Origin of the sequence: Corallococcus llansteffanensis, from assembly GCF_003612055.1 — a bacterium.
GTDB lineage: Bacteria > Myxococcota > Myxococcia > Myxococcales > Myxococcaceae > Corallococcus > Corallococcus llansteffanensis.
Map to the genome: position 1 here is coordinate 1 of NZ_RAWB01001044.1, position 1,212 is coordinate 1,212.

A 1,212-nucleotide genomic window follows, 5' to 3' on the forward strand; every position below is an offset into this window, starting at 1 on the left:
GTCGGCGTCGAGGGCATGGCCTTCGCGTGCGGTGACGTAGCCGACGAGGCGCTTGTCCCCGTCGCTTCCACGGGCGACGACGACGGCCTCGTTGACGCCGGAGGCGGCGCGCAGGGCGGCTTCGACTTCACCCAACTCGATGCGGAAGCCGCGCACCTTCACCTGGAAGTCGACGCGGCCGAGGAAGTCGAGCGTGCCGTCCGCCAACCAGCGGGCCTTGTCTCCGGTGCGGTAGAGGCGCTCGCCGGGCGTGGTGGCGAAGGGGTGGGGGGCGAAGCGCTCCGCGGTGAGGTCGGGCCGGTGCAGGTAGCCCCAGGCAAGGCCGGAGCCCCCGACGTAGAGCTCGCCCGCGACACCCACAGGCACGGGACGCAGGTGCGCGTCGAGCACGTAGGTGGTGGCGTTGGAGATGGGGCGGCCGATGGAGATGGGGCCCTCCACGACGGTGTCGCGATGCAGGGACAGCGTGGTGGAGAACGTCGTGTTCTCCGTGGGGCCGTAGCCGTTGATGAGGACGGCGCCTTCCGGGAGACGTGCCAGGTGCTCACGCACCCGGGCGGAGGGCAGCACGTCGCCACCGGCCAGGAGTTGCCGCACGGTGGCGAGCGCCTCTGCCTGATGCAGGGCCATCTGCTCGAAGAGGGCAGCCGTCAGCCACAGCGACGTCACACGGTGGTGACGCAGCTGCGCGGCCAACTCCTCCAGGGTGAGTGCATGCGGCGGTGCGAGGACGAGCTTCGCGCCGTGCAGCAGCGCGCCCCAGATTTCGAGCGTGGACGCGTCGAAGGCGACCGGGGCGAACTGGAGCCACACCTCTTCAGGGCCGAAGTGCATGAAGGTGTTGCCGAGCACCAGCCGGGTGATGCCCCGGTGGGGCACGCAGACGCCCTTGGGCCGTCCCGTGGAGCCGGAGGTGAACATGACGTAGGCGAGCGACTCGCCGTCCACGTGCACGTCCGGCGCGTGCGTGGGCAGGGCTGCAAGGACATCCTGCTGCGCGTCCAGCCAGACGCGGGTGCCGGTGGCGGGCAGCAGTGAGGCGAAGGGCTGGTGGGTGAGCACCACCTCCACGTCGGCGTCCTCCAGCAGCGCGGTGATTCGCTCCACGGGCGCGTTGCGGTCCACGGGGACGAAGGCGGCACCGGCCTTGAGGATGGCGAGGAGCGCGACCACCAATTCGAAGGAGCGCTCGACGGCGAGGCCGACGCGGGC

General features: G+C 71.0%; 1 protein-coding gene. It reads right to left on the reverse strand.

The window, feature by feature from the left end; all coding sequences use genetic code 11:
- Window positions 1–1,212 (reverse strand): amino acid adenylation domain-containing protein (locus D7V93_RS43190; protein ID WP_120648690.1); only part of this gene is annotated, 1,212 nt, incomplete at both ends.